The following is a 20,558-nucleotide window of genomic DNA, read 5'->3' as shown; positions in this document are numbered from 1 at the left end:
GGCCGCCGATGCGGCGCCGCGCTCGTGCGCCGACACCAGGGGAGGTCCTTCCCGCCGTGTGGGGCCCCGGGGGCCATGGGCCCCGTGTCCCGGTTCGATGATGTGCTGTGCGTCCGGTCGCTCATCGATCGTCCCTTCGCCTCGGCCTCACTGCGGTGGTCCCGCGTCGCACACGCACCAGGGCACGCACACCTACCAGGGCACGCACACCTACCAGGGCACGCACGCGACTCCGTGGACCGCGTGATCGGCTCGGGCTGCTTCCTCCGCCGCCGTCCCGTTCCTCCCGCGAACCGAACGCCGCACCAGAAGTGCCCACGCACTACGTCACCACCTTCCGTGCTGACATGTCCATGTAGTCGACGCGGAGCCGAGTCGGGAATTGGCCAATCACGCACCCCCGCGGGGGCGCACCGCCCAGGAGCACACGTCGTCGATCACGCACATGATCACGGTGAGTGGCGGGAGGACCCGCAGGGGGTGAAACTGAACGCGACCGCTGACTCAAAGCCCACGACGGGGGTACCGGAAACAAGCCCCGACGCGCGAGCGGAGGCCGGGTCCCCGGACGCCCGGTCCTCCGCCCGGAGGAGAGACCACGATGGCGACGCACGAAGACGACGCCCAGCAGGCCCTGCCGGGCACACCGCCGGGCACGCCTGCCGGTGGTGACGGCGGCACGCGCCGTCGGCCGCTGCGCGAGCAGCACGTCGAGGAGACGGTCGAGGTCGCGGTGCCGGTGCGGACGGCGTACAACCAGTGGACGCAGTTCAAGTCCTTCCCGCGCTTCTCCGGCGTGGTGCGCGACGTCGCACAGGTCAGGCCCACCGTGACCGTCTGGACCCTCGGCTACGGGCCCCTGCGCCGCCGTTTCGCGGTCGAGATCGTGGAGCAGGACCCCGACGCCTACCTGGCCTGGCGCGGCCTGCGGCAGCACCCCTCGCACGAGGGCGAGGTCGAGTTCACGCCGACGCGGTCCGGCGGCACGGCGATCACCGTCCGGATGCTCCTGGAGCCGCGGGGAGCCGCGCGGGCCCTCACCCGCTCCGGCCGGGTGACCCGGCTGGCCGCCCGCCTCGTGCGCGGCGAACTGCTGCACTTCAAGCGGTTCATCGAGGGCCTCGGCCAGGAGGGCGGGGCCTGGCGCGGCACCATCCGCAACGGCCGCGTGCAGCACGACCACCCGGAACCGCCCCGGAGCCGCGTGGCCCACTGGCCCGTCGGCTGAGTGACGTTCCGTACGGGGAAACAGCGGACAGCGCGGGACGAGCGGAGGAGGGGACAGCGCGAGAAGGGCGGAGGAGCGGGAAGGGCGGAGCAGCGGGAAGTGCGGAAGAGCGGTACGAGCGGTACGAGCGGACAGCGCGGGACGAGCGGAAAGTGAGAGGCGAAGCGATGCAGAACCCGTCCGGTGAGGAGCCGGAGACCACCCTCTCCGTGACACCACCGAAGAAGTGGGCCGCCGGGGTCCCCGCGGTCGTGCACGCGCTGGAGTACTCCCTGGAGCAGACCTCCCCGAAGAAGACCGGGGTCGACCTGCTGACCATGAACCAGGTGGGCGGGATCGACTGCCCCGGCTGCGCGTGGGCGGACCCGGCCCCGGGCGAGCGCCACCGCAACGAGTACTGCGAGAACGGCGCCAAGCACATCAACGACGAGGCCACCACGCGCCGGATCACCGCCGACTTCTTCCGCGAGCACAGCGTCTCCGACCTCGCCGCCCGCTCCGACATGTGGCTCAACCAGCAGGGGCGGCTGACCGAGCCGATGGTCAAACGGCCCGGTTCCGACCACTACGAGCCGATCACCTGGGACGACGCCCTGGGCGTCCTCGCGCGGGAACTGAAGGCGCTCGCCTCACCCGACGAGGCCGTCTTCTACACCTCCGGCCGCGCCAGCAACGAGGCCGCCTTCGTCCTCCAGCTCTTCGCCCGCGCCTTCGGCACCAACAACCTGCCCGACTGCAGCAACATGTGCCACGAGTCCAGCGGCTTCGCCCTGAGCGAGACCCTGGGCACCGGCAAGGGCACCGTCAGCCTCGACGACCTCCACCACGCCGACCTGATCTTCCTGGTCGGGCAGAACCCGGGCACCAACCATCCGCGCCAGCTCTCCGCCCTGGAGGAGGCCAAGCGCAACGGCGGCCGGATCGTGGCGGTCAACCCGCTGCCGGAGGCCGGGCTGCGGCGCTTCAAGAACCCGCAGAAACCGCGCGGGGTCATCGGACGCGGCACCCAGATCGCCGACCGCTTCCTGCACATCAAGCCGGGCGGCGACCTCGCCCTGTTCCAGGCCCTCAACCGGCTGCTGCTCGAAGCCGAGGACGCCCGGCCCGGCACCGTCCTCGACCACGGCTTCATCGACGCCCACACCGCCGGGTTCGAGGAGTTCGCCGCGCACGCCCGTACCGTCGACTGGGACGACGTGCACGCCGCGACCGGACTGACCCGCGAGGAGATCGAGAAGGTACGCGACGAGGTCCTGCGCAGCGAACGCGTCGTCGTCTGCTGGGCGATGGGCATCACGCAGCACAAGCACGGCGTGCCCACCATCCGCGAGATCGTCAACTTCCTGATGCTGCGCGGCAACCTGGGGCGCGCCGGTACCGGCGCCTGCCCCGTGCGCGGCCACAGCAACGTCCAGGGCGACCGCACCATGGGCATCTGGGAGCAGATGCCGGACACCTTCCTCGACGCCCTGCGGAAGGAGTTCGGCTTCGACCCGCCGCGCCCGCACGGCCTGGACTCGGTGAACGCGATCAAGGCGATGCGCGAGGGCCGGGTCAAGGTCTTCCTCGCCCTGGCCGGCAACTTCGTGCGGGCCGCGCCCGACAGCGAGGTCACCGAGGAGGCGATGCGCTCGTGCCGGCTGACCGCCCACATCTCCACCAAGCTCAACCGCTCGCACACCGTCTGCGGCGACACCGCGCTGATCCTGCCCACCCTGGGGCGCACCGAGCGTGACGTCCAGGCCGACGGCGAGCAGTTCGTCACCGTCGAGAACTCCATGAGCGAGGTGCACACCTCCCAGGGCCGCCTGGAGCCGGCCTCCCCGCTGCTGCTCAGCGAAGTCGCCATTCTGTGCCGCCTCGCGCGCCGCACCCTGGACGGCAAGCCGGACATCCCCTGGGAGACGTTCGAGGGCGACTACGGCACCATCCGCGACCGCATCTCCCGCGTCGTGGCGGGCTTCCACGACTACAACGCCCGGGTGACCCGCCCCGGGGGCTTCCGCCTGCCGAACCCGGTCAACGAGGGCGTTTTCCCCAACAAGGTCGGCAAGGCCCTGTTCACCTGCAACGAGCGCGTCGTCCCCCGGGCGCCGCAGGGCCACCTGCTGCTGCAGACGCTGCGCTCGCACGACCAGTGGAACACCGTCCCGTACACCAACAACGACCGCTACCGCGGCATCCACGGCAGCCGCCACGTCGTGCTCGTCAACCCGGCCGACCTGACCGAACTCGGCCTCGCCCAGGGCGACCGCGTCGACCTGGTGAGCGTCTGGGCGGACGGCACCGAGCGCCGTGCCGAGAACTTCGAGATCGTGTCCTACCCCGCCGCCAAGGGCTCGGCCGCCGCCTACTACCCGGAGACGAACGTCCTGGTGCCGCTGGACAGCGTCGCCGACATCAGCAACCAGCCCACGTCGAAGGGCATCGTCGTCCGCCTCGAACCGCCTCGCGCAGCGCGGTGAGGCCCGGCCCCGCGTCCGCGCGCGCTCACCCCGCGCGGTGTCACCGGTAGCCGGGGGCGCCGGGTGCCGGATGCCGGACGCGGGGCTCCCGGCTCTGTACGTCGGGGAGTTGGGGACGGGCAGGTGCAGGCGGGGCTGACCTCGTCGCCGCTGGGACGCTTGGTGGACGCATGGTGGACGCATCCTTCCCTGTTGTGCTTTGATCCGCACATGGAGACCACTGGCCCGGCACACACGGTGCTGCTCGACCCGTTCTGGGTGAGCCGCCGCGCCGACCAGTTCGACGAGGTCTGTTGCTGATCGCCGTACACCGGCCCGCGATCCCGCTCGCCTGACTCTTCGCCGTCTTCTTCTCTCTTCTCTCTTCTCCCTCTTCGCGCTCTTCTTCCCCTGCCCGCCGTCATCTCTCGCCGTCGAGCAGCCGCTCGTCGGGCGTAGCCGTGCGGCGCCCGCGTCAGCCCTGCCCTGAGGGAAACCCCAGGGCCGGCCCACAGCCTTCCCGTGGCGCGGGTGCCGCACCCCGCAGGCACCCTCACCCCAGCCGAAGGAGCTACCCGTGAGTCCGTCCAGAACCCGGCCCGCCCTCGTCGCCCTGGGCGCGGCCGCGCTGCTGACCGCGTCCCTCGCCGTTCCCCAGGCCTCGGCGGCCGACCGTACGCCGACGGCCCTCGCCTGGTACGACGCGACGGCCGAGACCATCGCGACGGCCGGGGCACCCACCCAGGTCACCAACAGCCGCACCTGGGCCATCAGTTGGCTCGCGGCCGCCCGGGCCGTCCGGAGCGTGCCCGCCGGTGTCGACCGCGGCGCGTACCAGGAGGCGGCGCTCGCCGGGGCCGTGCACCGCGCGCTGGTGACGCTGACCCCGAGCCGGAAGGAGCAGCTCGACGCCACGCTCAAGGAGACCCTCGACGCGATCCCCGACGGCCCGGCCGAAGCGCGGGGCGTCACTGCCGGAGAGCGACAGGCGGACCTCGTCCTCGCGTCGAGGCAGGGCGACGGGCTCGACCCCGCCTCGGTCAACGCCCCCTATCCGGTGAAGCCCGCGGCGCCGGGGGTGTGGCAGCCGACGCCACCGGCCCATGCGCCGGCGATCCAGTACGGCAACCGTCTCGCCGAGCCGTTCCTGCTCAGGACGCAGAGCCAGTTCCGGCTCGGCCCGCCGCCCGCCCTGGACTCGCGGCGCTATGCCGCCGACCTCGCGGAGGTGCGGGCGTACGGCGCCGTCGACAGTACGGTGCGCAGCGCTCACCAGACCGGGACGGCCACCTTCTGGCTCGGCTCATCCCTGACCCTCTACACCGAGCCGCTGCGTGTGGCGCTCTCCCGCACGGACCAGGGGATCGCCGGGCAGGCGCGGCTGGTCGCGCTGTTCCACGTCGCGCTGGTGGACACGCAGATCGCCACCTCCGACAGCAAGTACGCCTACGAACGCTGGCGCCCCGTGACCGCGATCCGCACCGGCGGCATCGACCCCGATCCCGACTGGACGCCGCTGCACACCACTCCCGCGCACCCGGACTACCCGAGTGGCCACACCACCTACGCGGGCGCCGCGCAGACCGTCCTGTCGGCGCTCGTGGGCCCGCGAACCGCTCCGTTCGCCCTGACCAGCCCCACCGCGCCCGGGGTGACCCGGACCTACACCACGTGGAAGCAGCTCTCGGACGAGAACGTCGACGCCCGGGTCCTCTCCGGCATCCACACCCGGTCGGCCGACGAGGCGGGGATCGCGCTCGGCACGGACGTGGCACGGTACGTCCTGAAGAACCCGGGACGCCTCCTCGCTCCGCGCTGACCCGGCGCACACGCCCCGCTTTCCGGCGGCACACTCGCCCCCCCGGCGGCACACTCGCCCCCCCCCGGCGGCGCACCCGCACCGCCGGGGCACGCCGCCAACGGGCCGCGGGGGAGGGCGGCCCACGCCGTCCGTCCAGCCGTTCCACCTGCTGGACCGGCGTTGACATCCGTGCGTGCGGTTGTCTTGACTACCGCACGGAACGGTCATGAGCGTCAGCGAGAAGCCCTGGCTTGCTGACCGGCAACCCTCCCCCCGCGGTGGGGTGCCCCAGGTGACGACCCGGCCGATGATGTTCGGTAAGCGCGAGGCCCCTGGGGCCGGAACGGTGACGGTGACGCCATGGACGCAGCCCCCCGGACGGCGACGCGCCGCCCCCAGGGCCGCGTACAGCCGTACGCGAGCCCGCTGCCCCCGCTCGTCGCCGATCGTGCCGTCGACCTGCTCCGCGTGAACAGCGCGCTGTGTACCACGCCGGGCGGCCGCGCCCGCTGCCGAGGCTGACACCTCCCCGCGGCCCCGCACCTCCTGACGCACACCGCACCCGCGCGGTGTGCCGTCGCCCTCCCCGCCCCCGGTACCCCGCCGGCGTGTGCGCCGCCGCGCGCCGCCGTGCTTCCGGGGTGCTCCCACCCAGCCGGAGCCCACCATGAGTGAACCCCCTGGTGCCGCCGTCGCCCTCGCCGAGGCGCCGAGCACCGACGGACCGTCAAAACCCCTGCGAGCGCAGCGTGTTGTGCCGTTGCGGCGGCCAGGCCGCTGGATCGTCACCGCGGTCGTGCTCGTTCTCGTCGCCCAGTTCGCGCACGGACTGGCCACCAACCCCTTCTACCAGTGGGACCGCTGGAGCTACTGGTTCCTGCGCCCCAGCATCCTCGACGGTCTGCTGATCACCCTCGAAGTCACCGCCTACAGCGCGGTCCTCGGCCTCGCCGGCGGCATCGTCCTCGCCCTGGGCCGGCTGTCGAGGAGCCCGGTGCTCCGCGCGGTGAGCTGGACCTACATCTGGGCCCTGCGCTCCATCCCGCTCATCGTGGTGCTGCTCTTCCTCTACAACGTCAGCGCCCTGTACGAGACGCTGAGCGTCGGCATCCCCTTCGGCCCGGCCTTCTTCTCCTTCGACGGGTCGCGACTCGCCACCGACATGGCCGTCGCCGTCGTCGGCCTCAGCCTCAACGAGGCCGCCTACGCGGCCGAGGTGGTGCGCGGCGGCATCCTCTCCGTCGACCAGGGCCAGCACGAGGCGGCCGCGGCGCTCGGCCTGCCCAAGCGCTACCAGTTCCGCAGGATCGTCCTGCCGCAGGCGCTGCGCTCGATCGTCCCGAACTACGTCAACCAGCTCATCGGCCTGATCAAGGCCACCTCGCTGGTCTTCTACGTCTCCCTGCTCGACCTGTTCGGCTCCGCGCAGACCATGGGCTCCACCTACCCCGGCGACATCGTGCCGCTGCTGCTGGTCGTCACCGTCTGGTACCTGATCCTGACCAGCGTCGTCTCCGTCATCCAGTTCTACGTCGAGCGGCACTACGCCCGCGGTGCCACCCGGGAGCTGCCGCCGACGCCGCTGCGGAGGCTCCGTACCGGCGTCACCGAGCTGCGGGCCCGCATCCGCCGGGAGGCCGCCGTATGACCGCCACGCCGCGCGAGGCCCCGGCGGACGCCCCGGCCGCCACCGTCGAGGTCCACGACGTGCACAAGTGGTACGGCACCCACCTGGTCCTCGGCGGCATCGACCTGACCGTCCGCCCCGGTGAGGTCACCGTCGTCCTGGGCCCCTCCGGCTCCGGCAAGTCCACCCTGCTGCGGATCATCAACCACCTGGAGAAGCCGGACATCGGTCACGTCAGCGTCAACGGCGAACTGATCGGCGTGAAGCGGCGGGGCGGCCGGAGGAGGACGGGGGTCCCCACGGCCGAGGACCGGGGGAGGCTGAAGGAGCTGAGCGAGCGGACCATCCTCACCCAGCGCGGCCGCATCGGCTTCGTCTTCCAGAACTTCCACCTCTTCCCCCACCTGACCGCCCTGGAGAATGTGGCCGCGGCCCCCGCCGCCACCGGCCGGCTCGGCAAGGCCGAGGCGCGGGAACTCGCCCGCGAACTCCTCGGCCGCGTCGGCCTCGCCGACAAGGCCGGTGCCTACCCCCGCCGGCTCTCCGGCGGGCAGCAGCAGCGCGTCGCCATCGCCCGCGCCCTCGCCCTGCGCCCCGGCGTCATCCTCTTCGACGAGCCCACCTCCGCCCTCGACCCGGAACTGGTGGGTGAGGTCCTCGCCGTCATCAAGGACCTGGCGGCCGGCGGCACCACGCTCGTCATCGTCACCCACGAGATCGGCTTCGCCCGCGAGATCGCCGACCGGGTCGTCTTCCTCGACGGCGGCAGGATCGTCGAGCAGGGCCCGCCCTCCGAGGTCCTCGACAGACCGCGGCACGAGCGGACCCGGGACTTCCTCAGCAAGGTCCTCTGACCACCCCACCCCAGTGACAAGGAACGGCCATGCGCACCCACCTCACCCGACACGGCCTGATACGCGGCCTCACCGCGGCGATCACCGTCGCCTCCCTCGCCACCGGGCTCGCCGCCTGCGGCGGTGACAGCGACGCGGCCACCTCCACCGACGCGGCCACGGCAGGGGAGGTGGTCATCGGACGGGTCTCCAACGGCGCCGCCACCCGGACCACCGTCAAGGTCTCCGAGGTCGAGTCCATCAGCGCCGCGCTGCCCGCCGACGTCAGGAAGAGCGGCAAGCTGGTGATCGGCGTGGGCGCCCTGCCCGACGGGTCCCCGCCGCTGGAGTACGTCGGCGACGACCAGAAGACCCTCACCGGCTCCGAGCCCGACCTCGGCCGCCTGGTGGCCGCGGTGTTCGGGCTCAAGACCGAGATCAGGAACTCCACCTGGGAGAACCTCTTCGTCGGCATCGACAGCGGCAAGGTCGACGTGGCCTTCTCCAACGTCACCGACACCGAGGAGCGCAAGAGGAAGTACGAGTTCGCCTCCTACCGGAAGGACGACCTCGCCTTCGTCGTGCCGAAGAAGAGCACCTGGAACTTCGACGGCGACCACGAGGACCTCGCCGGAAGGACGATCGCCGTCAGCTCCGGCACCAACCAGGAGAAGATCCTCCTGGAGTGGAAGGACAAGCTGGCCGAGGAAGGCAAGAAACTCACCGTCAAGTACTTCCAGGACAGCGCCAGTACCTACCTGGCCCTGAACAGCGGCAAGGTCGACGCCTCCTTCGGACCCCACCCCGGCGCCGCCTACCACAACCGCCAGACGGCCGGCACGCCCCACGCCACCCGCACCGCGGGCACCTACTCCGGTGCCGGCGCGAGCCTGCAGGGCCTGATCGCGGCGACGGCGAAGAAGGGCAGCGGCCTCGCCGAACCGCTGGCCGCCGCGATCAACCACCTGATCAAGAACGGACAGTACGCCCAGTGGCTCAAGGCGTACGACCTCACCAACGAGGCCGTCGCCACGTCCGAGGTGAACCCGCCCGGCCTGCCGCTCGACAACTCCTGACCGCCGTGTGGCGGGGCCGCACCGGCGCCCCGCGACGACGTCCCCGCCGCTCGGACACCCCGAGCCGCCCCCCCCGGAGACCGCCTGACCATGTCCGTCACCACCCTCGGCGATCCGAGCCGCCGTCCTGGAAGAAACGGCATCCCCGCGCCGTTGTGCTTGTCGAAGGCGATGACATGGAGGTGGGCCGGGTGACGACTGCCCCGCGTGCCGTGCGCCTCCACGGCCGGCCCCACATCGACCTCCAGCGCGTGGCCGGCGCCCTCTGTCGCTCCTGTTCCTGACCCGTTCCCAGCGCCGTGCGCCCCGTTCCCGCGGGCCGGCGATCCCCTACGGACCTCCAGGAAGGCACCCTCGTGTCCTCAACTCCCCCCGCCCAACTGCACCTCGCGGTCGCCCTGGACGGCACCGGCTGGCACCCCGCCTCCTGGCGCGAGCAGGCCGCCCGCCCCCGGGACCTGTTCACCGCCGGGTACTGGGCCGATCTGGTCGCCGAGGCCGAGCGCGGCCTGCTCGACTTCGTCACCTTCGAGGACGGCCTCGCCCTGCAGTCCTCCCGGTACGGCGAGCCGGACGGCCGTACGGACCAGGTGCGCGGCCGGCTCGACGCCGTACTGACCGCCTCCCGCGTCGCCCCCCTCACCCGTCACATCGGCCTGGTGCCGACGGTGACCGCCACGCACACGGAGCCGTTCCACATCTCCAAGGCGATCGCCACCCTCGACTACGTCAGCACCGGCCGCGCGGGCCTGCGGGTGCAGGTCTCCGCCCGCCCGCACGAGGCCGCCCACTTCGGCCGCCGCGCCTTCCCGCCCATCACCACGGCGGAACTCCAGGATCCCGCCGGACAGGAGCGCCTCACCGAGCTGTTCGACGAGGCCGCCGACTACATCGAGGTCGTACGGCGGCTGTGGGACAGTTGGGAGGACGACGCGGAGATACGCGACGTGGCCACCGGGCGCTTCATCGACCGGGACAAGCTGCACCACATCGACTTCGAGGGCAAGCACTTCAGCGTCAAGGGCCCGTCCATCACCCCGCGCCCGCCCCAGGGCCAGCCGCTGGTCACCGCCCTCGCCCACCAGGCCGTTCCGTACCGGCTCGTGGCCCGCCAGGCCGACGTCGGCTACGTCACCCCGCACGACGCCGACCAGGCCCGCGCCCTCGTCGCCGAGATCCGCACCGCGCAGGAGAGCGCCGGACGGGCGGACGACCCCCTCCACGTCTTCGGGGACGTGGTGGTCTTCCTGGACGACGAGCGGACCGCCGCGGAAGACCGCCGCGCTCGCCTCGACGCCCTCGCGGGGGAGCCGTACACCAGCGATGCCCGGATCTTCGCCGGTACGCCCGCGCAACTCGCCGACCTGCTCCAGGAGTTCGCCGAGGCGGGGCTCAGCGGCTTCCGGCTGCGGCCGGCCGTCGCCGGTCACGACCTGCCCGGCATCACCCGCGCCCTGGTCCCCGAACTCCAGCGCCGGGGTGTCTTCCGCACCGCCTACGAGGCCGGCACCCTGCGCGGCCTGCTGGGCCTCGCCCGCCCCGCCAACCGCTACGCCGCGACCGCCTGAGCCGGAAGGACCGCACCCGCCATGAGCAAGCCGCTGAAGCAGATCCATCTGGCCGCGCACTTCCCCGGCGTCAACAACACCACCGTGTGGAGCGACCCGAGGGCCGGCAGCCACATCGAGTTCAGCTCCTTCGCCTACTTCGCGCGGACCGCCGAACGCGCCAAGTTCGACTTCCTGTTCCTCGCCGAGGGCCTGCGGCTGCGCGAACAGGGCGGGGAGATCTACGACCTGGACGTCGTCGGCCGCCCCGACACCTTCACGGTCCTCGCCGCGCTCGCCGCCGTCACCGAGCACCTGGGCCTGACCGGCACCATCAACTCCACCTTCAACGAGCCGTACGAGGTGGCCCGCCAGTTCGCGAGCCTCGACCACCTCTCCGGCGGCCGCTCCGCCTGGAACGTCGTCACCTCGTGGGACGCCTTCACCGGCGAGAACTTCCGCCGCGGCGGCTTCCTCCCCCAGCAGGAGCGCTACTCCCGCGCCAAGGAGTTCCTGGCCACGGCGACCGAGCTGTTCGACTCCTGGGGCGCCGACGAGATCCTCGCCGACCAGGCCACCGGCGTCTTCCTGCGGGACGCGAAAGCCGGCTCCTTCGTCCACAGCGGGCGGCACTTCGACATCCACGGCCAGTTCGACGTCCCGCGCTCGCCGCAGGGCCGCCCCGTCGTCTTCCAGGCCGGCGACTCCGAGGAGGGCCGCGAGTTCGCCGCCTCGTCCGCCGACGCCATCTTCAGCCGGCACGCCACCCTGGAAGGCGGCAAGGCCTTCTACACGGACGTCAAGAGGCGCCTCGCCACGTACGGCCGCCGCCACGACGAGCTCCTGATCCTGCCCGCCGCCACCTTCGTCCTCGCCGACACGGACGAAGAGGCCGGGGAACTGGCCAAGGAGGTGCGCCGACAGCAGGTCAGCGGTGCCACCGCCATCAAGCACCTGGAGTTCGTCTGGAACCGGGACCTGTCCTCCTACGACCCCGAGGGCCCGCTGCCCGACATCGACCCGGACGTCGGCACCGACCACATCTCCCAGGGCCGCGCCCAGGTCCGGATGTACCGCGACCCCCTGGCCACCGCCCGCGAGTGGCGGGAACTGGCCACCGCGCACCACTGGTCCATCCGCGACCTCGTCATCAACACCGGCAACCGGCAGACCTTCGTCGGCTCCCCGGCCACCGTCGCGAGGACCATCAACGACCACGTCCAGGCCGATGCCAGCGACGGCTACATCCTCGTCCCGCACCTCACCCCCACCGGCCTGGACGCCTTCGCCGACAAGGTCGTCCCGCTCCTGCAGGAACAGGGCGTGTTCCGCACCGAGTACGCGGGCACGACGCTCCGCGACCACCTCGGCCTCGCGCACCCCGACTCCGTGGACGACCGGGTGGCATCGTGAAGTTCCTCGCGATCACCCTGATCGTCCACCGCCCGGACCCCGTCACCGGCGTGCCGAAGCCGACCCACGAACGCTTCCGCGAGGTGCTCGACAGCGCGCTGCTCGCCGAGGAGCTGGGCTTCGACGGCTTCGGCGTGGGGGAGCGCCACGAGCGGCCGTTCCTCTCCTCGTCCCCGACCGTCGTCCTCAGCCACGTGGCCGCCCTGACGCGGCGGATCCGCCTGTTCACGGCCGTCACGACGCTCAGCCTGCTGGACCCGGTGCGCGCGTACGAGGACTACGCCACCCTCGACCACCTGTCGGGCGGACGCCTCGACCTGATCATCGGCAAGGGCAACGGCGCCGCCCAGCGCGACCTGTTCCACGTCACGCCCGAGGACCAGTGGGACCGCAACGCCGAGAGCTACGAGGTCTTCCGGACCATCTGGCGCCAGGACAAGGTCACCGCCGACACCCGCTTCCGCCCCCCGCTGACGGACGCCGAGGTGTGGCCGCGGCCCTACCAGCGGCCGGTCCGGGTCTGGCACGGCAGCGCGACCAGCAAGGAGTCGGTCGACCTGGCCGCCCGCTACGGCGACCCGCTGTTCTCGGCGAACGTCACCCACCCCATCGAGCCGTACGCCGAGCTGATCCGCCACTACCGCGAGCGCTGGGAGCACCACGGCCACGACCCGGCACGGATCGCCGTCGGCGCGGGCACGGCGGGCGTCCACGTCGCCCCCACCTCCCAGCAGGCCCTCGCCGCGTACCGGCCGGTCTTCGAGGCCAACCTGGCCTTCTTCGAACAGGCGGGCCTGCCGGTCGTCTTCGAGACGCTGGAGGACTTCGTCGAGCGCAGCTCCGCGCTGATCGGCAGCCCGCAGCAGGTCGTCGACAAGGTGCACCGCTACCACGAACAGTTCGGCCACACCGTGCTGCATCTGCCCGCCGAGGCCGGCGGGCTGCCGGAGGACCGGCACCGTGCCTCCCTGGAGCTGTTCCAGTCCGAGGTCGCCCCCGTGCTGCGCCGCGAGATCCCCGACCCGCCGTTCGCCTGGGCACCCGTGCTCCCGGCGCCCCCGCTCATCCAGGAGTCCGCCCGTGTCTGACACCGCCCTCGGCGTCCTCGACCTGGTCCCGATCCCCTCCGGCGCGACGGCGGCCGATGCCCTGCGCAACTCCGTCGACCTCGCACAGCGGGCCGAGCGCCTCGGATACGCCCGCTACTGGTTCGCCGAGCACCACCTCAACCCCGGCGTGGCGGGCACGTCCCCGGCGGTCGTCCTGGCCCTGACCGCATCCGCCACCTCCACCATCCGGCTCGGTTCCGGCGCCGTGCAGCTCGGACACCGCACGGCGCTGTCCACCGTGGAGGAGTTCGGCCTGCTCGACGCGGCGCACCCGGGCCGCTTCGACCTGGGCCTCGGCCGCTCGGGCGGCCGCCCGCCGGAGCAGCCGGCCGCACCGCTGCCGACGGCGACCCCGGTCGTCGACGGCCGCACCCCGAACGGCCTGGTGATCCCGCCCCGCTTCTCCTTCGCGCACCTGCTCGCCTCACCCCGCGTCGCACTCCAGCGCAGGCTGCTCCTGCTGCCGGGCGCCGAGTCACCGGACTACGCCGAGCAGATCGACGACCTCCTCGCCCTGCTCGCCGGCACCTACCGCTCCCCGGAGGGCGTCGAGGCGCACGTCGTGCCGGGGGAGGGCGCCGACCTGCAGGTGTGGATCCTGGGCAGCAGCGGTGGTCAGAGCGCCGCCGTCGCGGGCCGCAACGGTCTGCGGTTCGCGGCGAACTACCACGTCAGCCCGGCCACGGTCCTGGAGGCGGTGGAAGGCTACCGGTCCTTCTTCCGGCCTTCCGCGTTCCTCGACAAGCCGTACGTCAGTGTCTCGGCGGACGTCGTCGTCGCCGAGGACGACGCCACCGCCCGCACCCTCGCCACCGGCTACGCCCTGTGGGTCCGCAGCATCCGCACCGCCGAGGGCGCCATCGCGTTCCCGACGCCGCAGGAAGCGCGCGCCCACCCGTGGACCGAGGAGGACCGGGCCCTCGTCCAGGACCGCCTCGACACCCAGTTCGTGGGCGCACCGGGCCGGGTGGCCGACCGGCTCGAACAGCTCCAGGAGGCCACCGGCGCCGACGAGCTGCTCATCACGACGATCACCCACGACCACGCGGACCGCGTCCGTTCGTACGAACTGCTCGCGGAGGAGTGGCGCCGACGCGGACACGCCCTCCAGCCGGGCTGACGCCCGGAACCACCCCCCGACCGGCCGCACGCGCCGCTCCGGCGCGGCCCGCCCCGCCGCCCGCGCCCGACCACGGCCCGCACACGAAACGACGAACCGAGAGGTCCTCCCATGGCCACTGTTCTGTCCGTCTCCGGTAGCCCCTCCGCCACCTCCCGCACCGCTCGGCTGCTGCGCCACCTGGACGCGCGGCTCGTCGCGCAGGGGCACGAGGTGACGGCTCTGGACGTCCGCACCCTGCCCGCCGAGGCGCTGCTCGGGGCCGACTTCGGCCACCCGGAGATCGTCCGGGCCACCGCCCTGTTCGAGCGGGCGGACGGAGTCGTGATCGGCACCCCCGTCTACAAGGCCGCCTACTCCGGGCTGCTGAAGTCCCTGCTCGACCTGCTCCCGCAGTACGGCCTGGCGGGCAAGACGGTCCTGCCGCTGGCCACCGGCGGCTCCCCCGCCCACGTCCTGGCCATCGACTACGCCCTGCGCCCGGTCCTCGCCTCCATGGGTCCCGCGCACATCACGCCGGGATGGTTCACGCTCGACAAGGACATCACGGTGGGGGAGGACGGCACACTGACCGTCGCGCCCGGCTCGGCGGAGGCCCTCGCCCAGGTGACGGACCAGTTCTCGGCCGCGCTGGGCGGCCGTACGACGCTGCTGGCGGCCGCCGGGTGAGCGGGGACGGGCGGCGCGGGCTCCCACCGCGACGTCGGAGCGGCCGCCGCCCGGGCCGGCCGCGAGCCGTGACCGTGCCCACGCGGGTCTCGGGCACGGTCTAGCCGACGAGCTCCCGCACGAGCGCGGCCACTTGCTCCACCTCGATGAGGAAGCCGTCGTGACCGTACGGGGACTCGACCACCCGCACGCGATCCGCCCCGGGTATCCCGGCCGCCAGCTCCGCCTGCTGGGACAGCGGGTAGAGGCGGTCCGAGTCGACGCCCGCCACGAGGGTCCTGGCCGTCACACGGCTCAGGGCGGCGCGCGTACCGCCTCGGCCGCGACCGACGTCGTGACGGTTCATGGCCTCCGCCAGCGTGACGTAGCTGCCCGCGTCGAAGCGGCGCACGAGCTTGGCGGCGTGGTGGTCGAGGTAGGACTCCACCTGGTACCGGCCGCCGCTCCAGGGGTCCTCCGTGCCCTGCGGCGCCCGGCCGAAGCGGACCTGGAGCTCCCGTTCGCTGCGGTAGGTGACGTGGGCGAGGCGACGAGCGAGGCCGAGTCCCGCGTGCGGGCCGCGTCCGGGGCCGGCGTCGTGGTAGTCGCCGCCGCGCCAGTGCGGGTCGCCGCGGATGGCATGGAGCTGGACGCTCGCCCAGGCGATCTGCTCGGCGCTCGCCGCGGCCGCCGTCGCGAGCAGCAGGAGCGCCCGCGTCCGCCCCGGGTGCGACACGGCCCACTCCAGCGCCCGCATCCCGCCCATCGACCCGCCGACGACCAGGGCCCAGCGGTCGATGCCCAGCGCGTCGGCCAGGCCCGCCTCGGCGGCCACCTGGTCACGCTGCGTCAGGCGGGGAAACCCACCACCCCAGCGGCGTCCGCTCGGGGAGAGGGACACCGGCCCGGTGCTGCCCTGGCAGCCGCCGAGCACGTTCGGGGCCACGACGAACCAGCGGCCCGTGTCGAGGGCGCGCCCCGGGCCGATGAGCCCGTCCCACCAGCCCGGGGTGGGGTGCCCAGGCTCGGCGGGCCCGGCGACGTGGCTGTCACCGGTCAGGGCGTGCAGGACGAGGACCGCGTTGGCACGGTCGGGAGCGAGCCGCCCCCACGTCTCGAACGCGAGCCGTACGCCCGGGAGTTCACCGCCGGCCTCCAAGGGAAGCGGCGCGTCACGCTCGTACCACTGGCGACGCCCGGGCGGGTCCCCCTCCCGCCAGGCCCCGGAGGCCGGCGGGAGGGGGACCTCGGACGGCGTCAGGACGGTGTTCAGGACGCGCCCTTCGCCGCGCGGAACCCCGCCTCCAGGTCGGCCTTGAGGTCGGCGAGGTGCTCGATGCCGACCGACAGGCGCACCAGGCCGGGGGAGGTGCCGGTGGCCGCGAGCTGCTCCTCGTCGAGCTGGCTGTGCGTGGTGGACGCCGGGTGGATGATGAGGCTGCGCACGTCACCGATGTTGGCGAGGTGGCTGAAGAGCTCCACGGCGTCCACGAACCGCTTGCCCGCCTCGACGCCGTCCCGCAGCTCGAAGGAGACCACGGCGCCGGCACCGTTCGGCAGGTACCTTTGCCCCGCCGCGTACCACTTGCTCGACGTGAGCCCCGGATAGTGCACGGCGGCGACCTCGTCCCGCTCCTCCAGCCACTCGGCCAGGGCCTGGGCGTTGGCGGAGTGGCGCTCGATGCGCAGGCTGAGTGTCTCGACGCCCTGCAGGAGCAGGAAGGCGGAGTGCGGGGAGAGGGCGGGACCGAGGTCGCGCAGCAACTGCACGCGGAGCTTGACGGCGAACGCGCCCGGTCCCAGCGCGGGCCAGTACCGCAGCCCGTGGTAGCTGGGGTCGGGCTCGGTGAAGTCCGGGAACCGCTCGGCGTGCGCCCCGAAGTCGAAGGTGCCCCCGTCGACGACCACGCCCGCGATGGCCGTGCCGTGCCCGCCGAGGAACTTCGTCGCCGAGTGGACGACGATGTCCGCGCCGTGCTCGACGGGCCGCAGCAGATAGGGGGTCGGGACCGTGTTGTCCACGATCAGCGGCAGCCCCGCCGTGTGCGCCACGTCCGCGACCCCCCGTACATCGAGCACGTTGCCCCGGGGATTGCCCAGCGTCTCCGCGAACAGGGCCTTGGTGTTCGGCCGGATCGCCGCCCGCCACGCCTCGAGGTCGTCCGGGTCGTCCACGAACGACACCGTGACGCCGAGCCTCGGCAGCGTGTGCCGGAACAGGTTGTACGTGCCGCCGTACAGCGACGTACTGGAGACGATGTGGTCGCCGGAACCCGCCAGCGTCAGGATCGCCAGGGTCTCCGCCGCCTGGCCGGAGGAGAGCGCCACGGCCGCGACACCGCCCTCCAGGGCCGCCACGCGCTGCTCGAAGACGTCCTGGGTGGGATTGTGGATACGGGTGTAGATGTTGCCGGGCTCGGCCAGTGCGAACAGGTCGGCGGCGTGCTGCGTGTCCCGGAAGACGAACGACGTCGTCTGGTAGATCGGTGTCGCCCGGGCCCCGGTCGTCGGGTCGGGCGCCGCCCCGGCATGGATCTGCTTGGTCTCGAACGACCAGGCCGAGGTGTCGGGCCCGGTGGGCGGCTCGTCGGGGGTGTGGCCGGCGGTGACGGAGTCGATGGGCTGGCTCATGGTGGTGCTCCCTTGCGCGGAAGGCGGGGTCGTCCCCTGGTGCGGGGGTGCGGGAAGGCGCGAAAGAACCACAGGGCTGTCCGTCACGCCCGGAGCGCGGGCGGCGGCTGACCCTGTGCGGAGGGAGGGAACTGGTCGGGACCGGAGCGCGGACTCAGCTCACGGCCGGACAACACGTGGTGGTGACACGCCCGTAGTCAACGTGGCGGCGGGTCACGAGCACGGTCATGGAGCCAGACAATCACATGAGGGCGGGCGCGCACCAGCGCCCCGAGGCCATCGGCGGGGACCCGGCCCGCGGCGGTGCCGCTGCGGGTGGTCCGCCGCGGGATGCGCTGATGCCGCCGCTCCCGCGCGGTAACCGGCGAAGGCGGCCCCGCCGGAGGGATTCCGGAAGGGCCGCCTCGTACGCGCTTGCCGCTCGCCGGCGGGCGTCGACCGCTCGTCAACGGACGTCGACGTAGTCCTCGCTCCCGTGGTCCGCGTAGTGGGTCGAGGCCGTGTCCGTGTACCGCATCTGCCAGGTGCCGTCCTGCTTCGCGGTGAACTTCTTGCTGAACGTGCCGTCGCTCAGCGTCGTGGTGCTGCCCAGCTCCTTCCACGCGGAACCGGCGGCCTTGGCCTTGAACCAGACGCGGACCTTGTGCCCGGCGTACGGCCGCCAGGTGGAGCCCGGCTTGTGCATCAGGCCGCCCTTGGCGGTGAGCGTCGCGCCCTTGCGCACGCCCTCGGGCGAGACGCCGTCGTTCCAGATCTTCGTGTACGTGCGCCCCAGCGTGACGCCCGTACCGGTCACGCCCGCGTTGACGAGGCGGAGCCGCCACCGGGCGCCGGAGTCCGCCTTCTTCGGCGAGGACGCCTTGAAGGAGGCGCCGTACGCGGCGTCGAAGGTGCCCGTGCTCGTCCAGGACCCGCCCGAGGAGCGGCGGTCGATGGAGATCTTCGCCTTGGTGCCCGCCGGGTACGAGCCCTCCGTGACGCCGAGCTCGCCGGTGAAGGTGACCTTGCGGTACTTGTCCACCGTGCCCTTGACCTTCGACAGCTTGCTCGTCCGGGAGGGCCCGGCCACCGTGAAGGAGTGCGGGGCCGGCGCGGTGAACCAGTTCGACTCGGTCGGCCGGACACTCACCCGCCCGCCCTGCACGACGGTGTACCCCGTGGCCAGGACGCCGTCCTCGCCGGTCGTCACGACGCTGTCGGCGCCGGAACCGGTGCCGATCCGCACCTCCGCGGCGAGGGGCTTCTCGGTGCCGTCGTCCGCGACACGGGTGAGCTTGCCCCGGACGGGGATCTCACTGCCGTACGGGGCGGTGACCGTGCCGGTGGGGGCGTCCACCGTGAACTTCAGTTCCTGCTTGCGGAAGGGCAGGCTCAGCGACGCGTACTGCTCGTCGAACATGTACTCGAACTTGGTGGTGGCGGGGCTGTTCTCGTCGTAGTACTCGGTGGTGGTGAAGCGCCCCGCGTCGTTCGTCCACACCCACCCCTGGGCACGGGTCTCCTGGGCGCGGTAGTAGATGCCCACATCGGTGAACGGCTTGACCTCGTGGGTGCGCGGGTCCTCGGCCACCAGCGATCCGGACACCTTGACGGTGCGGTGGTCGTAGGAGGCCCACGGGCGGTCGCTGCTGAGGGTCAGCCTGGGGTTGAGGCCGTAGTTGAGGTAGCCGGTCGACTGCTGGACGACCTCGTTCGCCTGTCCTTCCCTGGCCACGACGTCGATCACGTAGGAGCCCATGGCGGGCAGGGTGACGGGCTCGGACCGGAAGACGCTCTCGTAACAGTCGCTCGTCGCGGGGCACTTGTCGGTGCCTACGAGACGGACGCTGGCGAGGACCTCGGACTTGTTCTTCTCGTGGATCTTGAGCGTGACGTCCTCCGGGCGGAAGCCGGAGGACATGTGCTCGTAGGAGGCGTAGATCTTGCCGCCCTCCTGCACCGTCTCCGTCCGGCCGCGGGAGTCGCCGCCGCCCGCGTGCGCCGCGGGCACGGCGATCAGCGTGGCAGAGGAGGCCACGAGGCTCGTGGCCAGCACTGCCGTGAACTTCTTCAAAGCTCCCCCATCGGGTGTTGCCAGTGTGTCGCGCGTTCGACCCGTGGAGGGAGTGAATGGTTGTACGGACAACCACCCTCACGCGCGGGTCGACACCGCGGGCGTCTCGGCGCCGGTGCCGGTGCCGGTGCCTCTTTAATCGTGTTGACCGCTCCCGGTCGGCAGTGCTGGAGTCGAGGCGTGGACAGCATCCCCGCCAACCGGCGGTTCTGGAACCGGATCAGCAGCGCCTACCAGGACGAACACGACCCGCGCATCGGCGCCACACCCCGCCTGTGGGGCATGTACTCCCTCCCTGACGCGCACCTGCGGGCCCTGGGCGACGTCACCGGCAAGCGCGTCCTCGAACTCGGCTGCGGCGCAGGCCAGTGGTCCAGGGCGCTCGCCGCCGAGGGCGCCACCGTGGTCGGGCTCGACCTGTCCGAAGCCCAGCTCGCCGCGGCCGCGAGCGCGATGGGCGCGGCCCGCTACCCGCTGGTGCAGGGCGCCGCCGAACAACTCCCCTTCGCCGCCGACAGCTTCGACCTGGTGTTCTGCGACTTCGGCGGGCTGAGCTGGGCGCCCCCGCACCTGGCCGTCCCGCAGGCCGCCCGCGTCCTGGGCCGCGGCGGGCGCCTGGTGTTCAACGTCGCAAGCCCCTGGTTCGAAGCCTGCTACGACGAAGCCGCCAGCCGCGTGACCACGACGCTGCGGCAGGACTACTTCGGGCTGCACACCATCGCCGAGGATGACGGCGCGACCAGCTACCAGCTCACCTACGGCGACTGGGTCAGGGTCCTGCGCGGCGCGGGCCTCGTCATCGACGACCTCATCGAGCCGCGGCCCGGACCCGGAACCCCCAACGGCTACAACGAGACCGACCCACCCGACTGGGCACACCGCTGGCCGGCGGAACTTCTCTGGGTGACGCACAAGCCGTAGGTTCCGCCGCGCCGAAGACGCCCGGGACACTGTCGGCGACGCCGTGCACTGGCGCGAACTCGGTCCGGCGTGCCACGAGGGCGTGGCACGCGGCGACGAGCGGTGCC

17 protein-coding genes and 1 riboswitch are annotated in these 20,558 nt (G+C 72.5%); of the genes, 14 read left to right on the top strand and 3 right to left on the bottom strand.

Annotated features, from left to right (window positions below; all coding sequences use genetic code 11):
• Positions 1-601 precede the first annotated feature (601 nt).
• From IE330_RS11785 to ssuE, 13 genes are all read left to right on the top strand, one after another.
• Positions 602-1,228, top strand: a complete 627-nt coding sequence (locus IE330_RS11785; protein ID WP_190135876.1) for an SRPBCC family protein — start codon at positions 602-604, stop codon at positions 1,226-1,228.
• Between the two features lie 167 nt (positions 1,229-1,395).
• On the top strand, positions 1,396-3,693 hold the full coding sequence (locus IE330_RS11780; protein ID WP_190135875.1) for an FdhF/YdeP family oxidoreductase: 2,298 nt from the start codon (positions 1,396-1,398) through the stop codon (positions 3,691-3,693).
• Between the two features lie 556 nt (positions 3,694-4,249).
• Positions 4,250-5,491 carry a vanadium-dependent haloperoxidase gene (locus IE330_RS11775; RefSeq protein WP_190135874.1) on the top strand — a complete coding sequence of 414 codons (1,242 nt, stop codon included), beginning with the start codon at positions 4,250-4,252 and terminating at the stop codon, positions 5,489-5,491.
• A gap of 204 nt (positions 5,492-5,695) precedes the next feature.
• A riboswitch (SAM riboswitch) is annotated at positions 5,696-5,803 on the top strand.
• A gap of 30 nt (positions 5,804-5,833) precedes the next feature.
• Positions 5,834-5,995 carry a hypothetical protein gene (locus IE330_RS11770; protein ID WP_190135873.1) on the top strand — a complete coding sequence of 54 codons (162 nt, stop codon included), beginning with the start codon at positions 5,834-5,836 and terminating at the stop codon, positions 5,993-5,995.
• Between the two features lie 145 nt (positions 5,996-6,140).
• Positions 6,141-7,121 carry an amino acid ABC transporter permease gene (locus IE330_RS11765; protein WP_190135872.1) on the top strand — a complete coding sequence of 327 codons (981 nt, stop codon included), beginning with the start codon at positions 6,141-6,143 and terminating at the stop codon, positions 7,119-7,121.
• Positions 7,118-7,954, top strand: a complete 837-nt coding sequence (locus IE330_RS11760; RefSeq protein WP_190135871.1) for an amino acid ABC transporter ATP-binding protein — start codon at positions 7,118-7,120, stop codon at positions 7,952-7,954. Before IE330_RS11765 ends, IE330_RS11760 begins: the two co-directional genes overlap by 4 nt.
• Before the next feature lie 29 nt (positions 7,955-7,983).
• On the top strand, positions 7,984-9,009 hold the full coding sequence (locus tag IE330_RS11755; RefSeq protein ID WP_190135870.1) for an ABC transporter substrate-binding protein: 1,026 nt from the start codon (positions 7,984-7,986) through the stop codon (positions 9,007-9,009).
• 176 nt (positions 9,010-9,185) lie between these two features.
• The gene (locus tag IE330_RS40025) at positions 9,186-9,293 is read left to right on the top strand and encodes a putative leader peptide (RefSeq protein ID WP_373314625.1); all 108 of its coding nucleotides are present in this window, start codon (positions 9,186-9,188) and stop codon (positions 9,291-9,293) included.
• Between the two features lie 72 nt (positions 9,294-9,365).
• Positions 9,366-10,577, top strand: a complete 1,212-nt coding sequence (locus IE330_RS11750) for an LLM class flavin-dependent oxidoreductase (RefSeq protein ID WP_190135869.1) — start codon at positions 9,366-9,368, stop codon at positions 10,575-10,577.
• Between the two features lie 21 nt (positions 10,578-10,598).
• The gene (locus IE330_RS11745; protein WP_190135868.1) at positions 10,599-11,969 is read left to right on the top strand and encodes an NtaA/DmoA family FMN-dependent monooxygenase; all 1,371 of its coding nucleotides are present in this window, start codon (positions 10,599-10,601) and stop codon (positions 11,967-11,969) included.
• Complete coding sequence (locus tag IE330_RS11740) at positions 11,966-13,057, top strand: LLM class flavin-dependent oxidoreductase (protein WP_190135867.1); 1,092 nt, start codon at positions 11,966-11,968, stop codon at positions 13,055-13,057. The genes IE330_RS11745 and IE330_RS11740 overlap by 4 nt, the downstream gene beginning before the upstream one ends.
• Positions 13,050-14,198, top strand: a complete 1,149-nt coding sequence (locus IE330_RS11735) for an LLM class flavin-dependent oxidoreductase (RefSeq protein WP_190135866.1) — start codon at positions 13,050-13,052, stop codon at positions 14,196-14,198. Before IE330_RS11740 ends, IE330_RS11735 begins: the two co-directional genes overlap by 8 nt.
• A gap of 111 nt (positions 14,199-14,309) precedes the next feature.
• Positions 14,310-14,867 (top strand): NADPH-dependent FMN reductase, encoded by a 558-nt coding sequence (gene ssuE, locus IE330_RS11730; protein ID WP_190135865.1) that lies wholly within the window; start codon positions 14,310-14,312, stop codon positions 14,865-14,867.
• Positions 14,868-14,967: 100 nt separating this feature from the next.
• Here the strand turns inward: ssuE and metX are convergent, their stop codons facing one another.
• The 3 genes from metX to IE330_RS11715 all read right to left on the bottom strand — a co-directional run bounded on the left by metX (position 14,968) and on the right by IE330_RS11715 (position 19,512).
• Positions 14,968-16,119 carry a homoserine O-acetyltransferase MetX gene (gene metX, locus IE330_RS11725; protein WP_190135888.1) on the bottom strand — a complete coding sequence of 384 codons (1,152 nt, stop codon included), beginning with the start codon at positions 16,117-16,119 and terminating at the stop codon, positions 14,968-14,970.
• Positions 16,116-17,477, bottom strand: coding sequence for a bifunctional o-acetylhomoserine/o-acetylserine sulfhydrylase (locus IE330_RS11720; protein WP_190135864.1), 1,362 nt, complete (start codon positions 17,475-17,477; stop codon positions 16,116-16,118). Before IE330_RS11720 ends, metX begins: the two co-directional genes overlap by 4 nt.
• Before the next feature lie 445 nt (positions 17,478-17,922).
• Positions 17,923-19,512 carry a hypothetical protein gene (locus tag IE330_RS11715; protein ID WP_190135863.1) on the bottom strand — a complete coding sequence of 530 codons (1,590 nt, stop codon included), beginning with the start codon at positions 19,510-19,512 and terminating at the stop codon, positions 17,923-17,925.
• Positions 19,513-19,710: 198 nt separating this feature from the next.
• On the opposite strand from IE330_RS11715, the gene IE330_RS11710 reads away from it, so the two are divergent.
• Entirely contained in the window at positions 19,711-20,451 is a 741-nt protein-coding gene (locus IE330_RS11710; RefSeq protein WP_190135862.1) for a class I SAM-dependent methyltransferase, read from the top strand.
• Positions 20,452-20,558: the final 107 nt, after the last annotated feature.

The organism is Streptomyces longispororuber (genome assembly GCF_014656095.1).
Taxonomy (GTDB): Bacteria; Actinomycetota; Actinomycetes; order Streptomycetales; family Streptomycetaceae; genus Streptomyces; species Streptomyces longispororuber.
This window is presented reverse-complemented; position numbering and strand designations above follow the sequence as displayed.

What these genes read in the sequence shown, in the direction of transcription:
- IE330_RS11785 (WP_190135876.1), top strand. Translation starts at nt 602, where the DNA reads ATGGCGACGCACGAAGACGACGCCCAGCAGGCCCTGCCGGGCACACCG.
- IE330_RS11780 (WP_190135875.1), top strand. Translation starts at nt 1,396, where the DNA reads ATGCAGAACCCGTCCGGTGAGGAGCCGGAGACCACCCTCTCCGTGACA.
- IE330_RS11770 (WP_190135873.1), top strand. Translation starts at nt 5,834, where the DNA reads ATGGACGCAGCCCCCCGGACGGCGACGCGCCGCCCCCAGGGCCGCGTA.
- IE330_RS11765 (WP_190135872.1), top strand. Translation starts at nt 6,141, where the DNA reads ATGAGTGAACCCCCTGGTGCCGCCGTCGCCCTCGCCGAGGCGCCGAGC.
- IE330_RS11760 (WP_190135871.1), top strand. Translation starts at nt 7,118, where the DNA reads ATGACCGCCACGCCGCGCGAGGCCCCGGCGGACGCCCCGGCCGCCACC.
- IE330_RS11755 (WP_190135870.1), top strand. Translation starts at nt 7,984, where the DNA reads ATGCGCACCCACCTCACCCGACACGGCCTGATACGCGGCCTCACCGCG.
- IE330_RS40025 (WP_373314625.1), top strand. Translation starts at nt 9,186, where the DNA reads ATGGAGGTGGGCCGGGTGACGACTGCCCCGCGTGCCGTGCGCCTCCAC.
- IE330_RS11745 (WP_190135868.1), top strand. Translation starts at nt 10,599, where the DNA reads ATGAGCAAGCCGCTGAAGCAGATCCATCTGGCCGCGCACTTCCCCGGC.
- ssuE (WP_190135865.1), top strand. Translation starts at nt 14,310, where the DNA reads ATGGCCACTGTTCTGTCCGTCTCCGGTAGCCCCTCCGCCACCTCCCGC.
- IE330_RS11720 (WP_190135864.1), bottom strand. Translation starts at nt 17,477, where the DNA reads ATGAGCCAGCCCATCGACTCCGTCACCGCCGGCCACACCCCCGACGAG.